Raw genomic sequence first — 7161 nt, 5'->3', positions numbered from 1 at the left:
CGCCGACGGTGCAGGTCGCCGGGGAAGAGAACCGGGAAGAAGGCGCAACATCGATCACCGGCACCCACGCGTTGGTCATGCCCAGGTAAACCAGTCGGAGCAGCATGGCCGGTCATCATGCCGCGTCAGCCGAGGGCGCTGTGTTCCGCACCGGGTTTGATGGAGACATTGGTGTGCCCTGGGTTCTCTGGAGGTAGATTCTTGGATTCTTGTGCCATTCGATCTTGAGAGGATGGCATGGGACGACGTGGGTACCCGCCGGAGTTCCGGCGGAAGGTGCTGGACCTGATCGAGGCGGGCCGCAAGGTCGCTGACGTGGCCAGGGACCTGGAGATCAGCGACCAGACGATCTACACCTGGCGACGACAGGATCGCATCGACCGCGGACTCGAGCAGGGGCTGACCAGCGGCGAGAAGGCCGAGCTGACCGCGGCGAAACGCCGGATCACTGAGCTGGAGACCGAGCTGCGAGCGACGCGCCGGGCGATCGAGCTGGTGCGAGAGGTGGTGCCCCCAAAAGGAGATTCGAGGCGGTCAAGGTGATGGCCGCCGAGGAGATCCCGGTCGAGGTCGCCTGCCGGGTGGTGGACGTGTCGGTCTCCGGCTACTACGACTGGCTGTCTCGGCCGCCGTCGGCGCGGTCGATCCGGCACGCCTGGCTGACCGATCTGATCACCGAGGTGCACCAGGCGTCCCGTGGGATCTACGGGTCCCGCCGGGTCCATGCGGAGCTCCGGCTGGGGCGGGGCATCGTGGTCGGCCACGGCGCGGTGGAACTGCTGATGCGCCGCGCCGGAATCGCCGGCGTGATGGGCCGGCCGAAGTGGCGGCGGGCCAAGCCTGATCTGATCGCCAAGGATCTGGTCAATCGCGACTTCACCGCCACGGAGCCGAATCGCAAGTGGCTCACCGACATCACCGAGCATCACACCCGCGAGGGCAAGGTGTACTGCGCGGTCGTGCTCGACGTCTACTCCCGCCGCGTGGTGGGGTGGTCGATCGACTCCTCACCGACCGCGGCGTTGGTGACCAACGCGCTCGGCATGGCCATCGACAGCCGCCGTCCCGACGAGGGGACGATTATCCACTCCGATCAGGGAGTGCAATACGGATCTTGGGCGTTTACCAAGCGCGCCAAGGATTTCGGCCTCATCCCGTCCATGGGCAGCGTCGGCGACTGCTACGACAACGCGATGATGGAGTCGTTCTGGTCACGCATGCAGGTCGAGCTGCTTGATCGCCAGCGCTGGCGCACCCGCATCGAGTTGGCGAACGCGATCTTCGACTACATCGAGATCTTCCACAACCGGCAACGCCGCCACAGCAGGCTCGGCATGCTGACCCCGATAGAGTACGAGAACACGTTCATCGTGGCATGAGATCCAGTAACGCGACTCCGCGAAACCCAGGGAACACCAATGTCTCCATCAAACCCGGTGCGGAACAAACACCTCAACGTAGAGCGACAGGACCATCTCGGCGGGGTCATCCACGAGTACCGCCATGCTGCTTAACCTGCGCGGATGTAGTTTTCGGCACGCACAGCGCGCCGGAAGGCACCACCCGCGAGGACGTGGACTGGTGGGATCCGGACAACCCGGAGCACTGGGACTGGGACGCTGACGCGAACCAGCGGTGGTGGATCGACCGGATCAAGGACAGGGTTGACACCTGGGAGGCGTTCAGCAACTCGCCGCCGTGGTTCCAGACGGTCAGCGGGTACGTGTCGGGCGGGTTCGACCCCAGCGCCGACCAGATCCGCGCCGACCGGGTGGACGACTTCGCCAGACCCTGACAACCGTTCGGCCACACGAACCCCCTTCTCCGCTCAGGGGGACGTTGCGCGGGGTCCTCCGGTTCCGACGTCGAGGTAATCCTTGAACTGTACGGTGACCGCGTGCGCGTCCGACGGCCGGTTCGGCACCGCGATCGTGCGCGACCCGCCACCGGTGCCGCGCGCCGTCTGGGTGACCCGGATCGTGCCCTCCGGCCGCGTCGGCAGGTAGGCGTCCACGCCCGTCAGGAACGGCAGCGCGGCGAACGGCGGCAGCGCGGCACCCGGCGTCGAGGCCAGGTCGCAGTTGTCGTCGAACGCGAACGCGGCGATCACCTGGCGCAGCCGCGGCGAGACATCGGCGGTGAGGACGTTGACCCCGTTGAGCTCCAGCCGGTCGCTGTCGGGCTGGTCGGACCACCACTCGCGGTTGCGGATGACGGTGAGCGCGCTGTGCGTCGGACACCGGTCGATGTGGTCGGTGATGCCGCCGGGACGCGACACCTGCAACCGCACGAACCGGTCGCTGCGCTCGAACGGCTCGAAGTAGAAGTGGTGCGGCACCTGACCCTCGCGCAGCACCACCAGCTCGTGGTGCGCGCGGCCGTTGACGGGCAGCGGGCCGAACGAGCCGTCCGCGCCGGTCCGGGCGCTGTGCCGCGGTTCGCCGCGCCGCGCGCCGGTGAGCGGGTCGAGCTCCCACACCTGGAGCAGTCCGGCCAGTCCCTCGTTCTGCGGGTAGTACGTCGCCCGGCCCGCGATCCGGACCAGGCCGGGCGGTTCGGGCAGCACCCAGGTCGTCAACGCGGGCCGACCGCGCAGGAACCGGTGCATGTGGGCGAAACCGTCGGCCGACGTGGTGGTCTCGGTGTGGCCCAGCGTCGTCAGGTGGACGTTGGTCGCGCCGCCGATGGACCCGTTGGGCTGCAGGCTGCCCCACAGCGCCAACGTCGGCACGCCGCCCGGCGGTGCGGCGCTGGAGCGCCCATCGACGTTGACGTACTTGCGCACCGACGCGGCCCGTTCGGGCGACGACAGGTAGCTGTGCATGACCGTCGTGCCGCGCGAGTGAGCGATCACGTCCACCTTGGCCGCCCGCGTTCGGGCGCGGACGGCGGCGATGAACGCTTCGAGGTCGGCGACGGCGCGGTCGTTGGTCGGGATGCTCGTGTCGTACTCGTAGGCGTGCAGCAGCGCGTCCGGGTAGCCGTTGCCGGAGAACCGCTTGGCGTTGGACTGCCACTGCTGCGCCGACCCCTGCTGGCCGTGCACGAAGACGATCGGGGTGAGCGGTTCGGCGCCGGCGGGCACGGCCGCGACCGTGGACGCGAGGGCCACGACGAGCGCGAGCAACGGGACCTTCATCGCCGACCTCCAACGGCCAGGGCGTCGGCGAGGTTCTGCCGCGCGTCGGCCGGCAGCAGGTAGCCCGCGTGCACGTTGGCGACGTCGGCGGTCACCACCTGGTGCAGGTAGTCCCCGCGGTGCGGGTAGAGCCGGGCCAACGTCGCCGCGTCGAACGGCACGTGCGTGCCGAACAGGCGGCAGAACGTCTCACCGGTGTTGTCGCCGGTGTTCAGCGCCCTGGGTGCGGTCACCTGCGACAACCGGATGCCGCCCAGCGCGAGGCCCAGCGCGTCGCGCTTCTTGGTGACGCCGTCCGGCTCGAACTCCAACGGGCGCGCGGTCGGCGGCGGCGTGCCCCGCTCGACCCATCGGCGCAGGTGGTCGTAGGCCGCGGCGGTGACGTGGTGCATCGGCACCCGGCTGAACGGCGGCCGGTCGCAGTCGTACTGCGGTGCGCCGCCGAGGTCGCGTTCGGAGATCGGCACGCGGTAGGCCTGGCCCTCGTAGCCGGAGTGGGCCGCGCCAGCGACCTCCCAGCGGCGGAACCGGTCGGTGTCGGCGGGACGGGTCGCGCTGCGCACGTCGGTCTCCGACTGCACCTGGAAGACGGGTTCCGCGCCGGCCCGCGTCGGCGCCGTGCCGACGACGAAGCCGTAACCGTCGAACACCGGCTGCTGCTGCGGCAGGACCCGGTCGTACAGCACGGTCATCCGGGCCGCCGACTGCGAGGCGCCGATGGCCAGCACGGTCCGGGGCCGCAGGCCGCCCGTGACCGCACCCGACTCGACGGCGCGGCCGGCCTGGGTGAACACGTCGTAGGACAGCTCGTCGGCGGTGAACCGACCGCCGCCGGTCACGTCCAGCCCGCCGTAGCGCGCGGGGCTCCACGCGCGGAGCTGGTCCACCCCGACCCGTTGCGCCGACACACCGACCCAGGCGTAGCCCGCGCGGACGACGGACTCGGCGTTCCACAACGCGTCCAGGTCGTACCCGGCGGTGACGTTCTGCCACTCGACCAGGGCGGTTCCGTTGAAGTCGCGGGCGTGCGCGGGCCGCCGCACGACGACCCGGGTCGCGTACGGCACACCGGTGGCGACCTTCGTGCCGTTGCCGACCCAGCCGTCGGCCGCGCCGGAGACGTGGAATTCCTGCTCGACGTAACCGGCGGCGGCGAGGTCGTCGGGCGCGGAGAAGAACGGGTAGGTGTCCTCGATCCGGTCGGCCAGCCGGTCACCCGGCACGGTCCCAGGCAACGGGCCGACGACCCGCGGCGCCGGATCGGCGGGCGCGGAGGCGGAGGCGGGGGCGGACGTCGGGACCAGCAGGCCGAGCACGGCCGCGACCAGACCGAGGCGACGCCAGGGGGAAGGGGACATACCGGCTCCCACAGCGATGGGGGATGGGTGCGGAACCGACCGTAGCCAGGCCCGGACGACCGGCACCAGAACGCGGCGCCATCGTGAGACCGCCGTCGCAGCACGCTGCGGTGGTCGGGTCAGCGGTGCTGCAGCAGCACCGTGCGGGCGGCGGTTTCGGCCAGGGCCGGGTCGAGCGGCGCGCCGCTGAGCAGTTCGGCGTAGAGGGCGGACTCCACGATCCGCACGTACAGGAACGCGACCTGGTCCAGTGCCGCCGCCGACCATGGCCCGCCGTCCACTTCGAGCAGGATCTCCTTCTGTGCCGACACCGCTCGCCGGTGCACCCCGCCGGCGGTGTTGAACAGCACCCGGGTGGCCGTGTCGGGCTCGCTGCGCAGGAACGCCCGGAACGGGCCGGCCGCGCGCAGGTCGGCCACGAACCGCCGGGTGACCTCCAGGACGCCCTCGACGCCGACGTTCGTGCGCTCCTGCCGGGCACGGGCCAGCAGCCGGTCCGCGAGCACCCACAGCACGTCGGCGAGCAGCCCGTCGCGGCTGTGCACGACCCGGTAGAGCGTCGCCCGGCTGATGGCCAGGCTCGCCGCCAGCGCGTCCATCTCGACCCGGCCGTGCCGCAGGAAGAACCGGCACGCACCGCGCAGCACCTGGTCCTGGCTCACCACCCGCCGGGCGCCGATCGACCCCACTCGCAGCCCCTCGCCTCCGCCGGCCCGCCCGTCCGGCCACCCGCATCATCGTCGCCCTGCGGGTCTGCCCGCGAGACCCGGACCGGTGCCGCCGGGGTGTGCGTCACGTCACTTCCCGAGTGCCGGGCTGGCCTGGGTGCGCGGTGGCGGCGCCGTGGCGATCGAAGGTGACCGCCGCATGCCGCTCTCGACGTTCGTCGACTCTGCTCGCGCCTGGTGCTGTGACCAACGCGTTCGCGCAGCATTCAGCGTAGGAATTGTCTACTCTGTAGTTTCAGTGTTGACTAAAGTCAACCACAACCGTCGCATGCGGCGGTGGTCACCACCGAAGTTCAAAACCCGCCACGGCACTACGTCGGGTCTGCAGCACTATTAGGTGACATCTCTGAGTTGGCTTGCCGTGACCGTGAGGTGGCCCGATGTCTGGTGTGGCTCGCTCTTGGTCTGTTCGGGTGGAGATGGGCAGGATGTCGTCACGATGTCTTTGGCAGCTGGGTCTCGGTTTTGACCGAGGGAGCTGACTGTGGCCACGTTGACGAATGCCGAGCTGGTTGCCGCGTTGAGGGGACGTCGTCGTCCAGTGGCGCCGTCTGAGGTGCCTGGCGTGCGTTTTGCGTTCTACGGCCGGATGTCGACGAACGCGTTCCAGGATGTGCAGACGTCGCGTGCATGGCAGCGCGCCGTGTCGGTTGAGTTGATCGAGGGTGTCGGCTCTGTCGTCGCGGAGTTCTTCGATGTGGGTGTGTCGCGGCGGTGGCCGTGGCTGGACCGTCCGGAGGCTGCGGCGTTGCTGGCCGCTGCCGCGGATCCTGGTCGTGACTTCGATGCGGTCGTGGTGGGCGAGTACGAGCGGGCGTTTTACGGCGATCAGTTCCGTGAGGTTGTGTCTGCGCTGAATGCGCTGGGTGTTGCGGTGTGGTTGCCGGAGGCTGGTGGTCCGGTGGAACTCGGGAGCCCGGTGCACGAGGCGCTGATGGTGCTGCTGGGCGCGCAAGCACAACGTGAGGTGGCGCGAGCACGGCAGCGGGTGCTGGCGGCGATGCGGACGCAGACGCGTGTCCAGGGCCGGTTTTTGGGTGGTCGTCCGCCGTATGGGTATCGGTTGGTTGATGGTGGTCGGCATCCGAATCCGGTGCATGGGCGGTGGGGTCGGCGGGTGCAGGTGTTGGCGCCGGATCCGGTGACGGCGCCGTGGGTGCGGTGGATGTTCTCCGAACGTGCTCGTGGGCGGACGGTGGCGTCGTTGGCGCGCGAGCTCAATGACCGTGGCGTGATGTGTCCGTCGGGTGCGGATCCGGAGCGGAACGCGCATAGGTCGGGGGAGCGGTGGATCGTCCGGACGGTGGCGATGATCTTGGTGAATCCGCGCTACACCGGTCGGCAGGTGTGGAACCGGTGCAGCACGACCGGCCACGGGCCGGGCGGACGTGCCGGTGGCCGCGGTTCAGGAGCGCTGCGGTGGAACCCGGTCAGCGAGTGGGAGGTGTCCGAGCGGATCGCCCACCAGCCTCTCGTGGATGACGAGACGTTCGTTGCGGTGCAGGGGATGCGGGTGGCGAAGCCTGCCAAGGGCGGCGAGGTCCGAAGCTATCTGCTTGCGGGGCTCGTCGTGTGCGGGCTTTGTGGCCGGCGGATGGACGGGCACTGGGTACATGGGCGAGCGGGCTATCGGTGCAGGCATGGCTTCACCAGCGTCAAGCGGCGTTCCGACGGCGCACCGCGGAACCTCTACGTCCGAGAAGACCACCTGTTCGAGGCACTACCACATTTACTCGCGCGGACCGCTGGACACGTGCAAGAAGGTGTAGGCGAGGAGCTAGTCAATCAAGTCCGCGAGCAACGCCTGCAGATCCACTATGACGACCAGCGTGTTGAAATTCGACCCGCGCCACTAAAGTCGAAAACCGTGGAACCTGCTCGTCATCCAGTTCAGCCGCCGCTCGCATTGAATTGGTGTAATGACATGAAAGCGGCC

At 69.3% G+C, this 7161-nt stretch carries 5 protein-coding genes and 1 pseudogene; 3 read left to right on the top strand and 3 right to left on the bottom strand.

Going from position 1 to position 7161, the window contains the following annotated elements; genetic code table 11:
- Positions 1-237 precede the first annotated feature (237 nt).
- Both VM306_RS41085 and VM306_RS41080 read left to right on the top strand, forming a co-directional pair.
- Positions 238-1379 (top strand): annotated as a pseudogene (locus VM306_RS41085) (IS3 family transposase).
- Between the two features lie 194 nt (positions 1380-1573).
- Positions 1574-1795 (top strand): hypothetical protein, encoded by a 222-nt coding sequence (locus VM306_RS41080; protein ID WP_325525177.1) that lies wholly within the window; start codon positions 1574-1576, stop codon positions 1793-1795.
- A 33-nt stretch (positions 1796-1828) separates the two neighbouring features.
- Here VM306_RS41080 and VM306_RS41075 read toward each other — a convergent pair whose 3' ends face one another.
- From VM306_RS41075 to VM306_RS41065, 3 genes are all read right to left on the bottom strand, one after another.
- On the bottom strand, positions 1829-3139 hold the full coding sequence (locus VM306_RS41075; protein ID WP_325525175.1) for an alpha/beta hydrolase: 1311 nt from the start codon (positions 3137-3139) through the stop codon (positions 1829-1831).
- On the bottom strand, positions 3136-4497 hold the full coding sequence (locus VM306_RS41070; RefSeq protein ID WP_325525173.1) for an alpha/beta hydrolase domain-containing protein: 1362 nt from the start codon (positions 4495-4497) through the stop codon (positions 3136-3138). The genes VM306_RS41075 and VM306_RS41070 overlap by 4 nt, the downstream gene beginning before the upstream one ends.
- Before the next feature lie 119 nt (positions 4498-4616).
- Positions 4617-5186: a QsdR family transcriptional regulator gene (locus VM306_RS41065; protein ID WP_065918937.1), complete on the bottom strand. Its 570-nt coding sequence runs from the start codon at positions 5184-5186 to the stop codon at positions 4617-4619.
- Positions 5187-5709: 523 nt separating this feature from the next.
- Between VM306_RS41065 and VM306_RS41060 the strand changes: the two genes are divergently transcribed.
- Positions 5710-7161 (top strand): recombinase family protein (locus VM306_RS41060; RefSeq protein ID WP_325525169.1); only part of this gene is annotated, 1452 nt, incomplete at its 3' end.

Source organism: Lentzea sp. (genome assembly GCF_035525475.1).
Classification (GTDB): domain Bacteria; phylum Actinomycetota; class Actinomycetes; order Mycobacteriales; family Pseudonocardiaceae; genus Lentzea.
The sequence above is the reverse complement of the archived record's forward strand: the minus strand, read 5'-3'. Positions and strand labels throughout refer to the sequence as shown.

Coding starts and splice junctions, on each gene's coding strand:
- VM306_RS41075 (WP_325525175.1), bottom strand. CDS start 3,139: ATGAAGGTCCCGTTGCTCGCGCTCGTCGTGGCCCTCGCGTCCACGGTC.
- VM306_RS41070 (WP_325525173.1), bottom strand. CDS start 4,497: ATGTCCCCTTCCCCCTGGCGTCGCCTCGGTCTGGTCGCGGCCGTGCTC.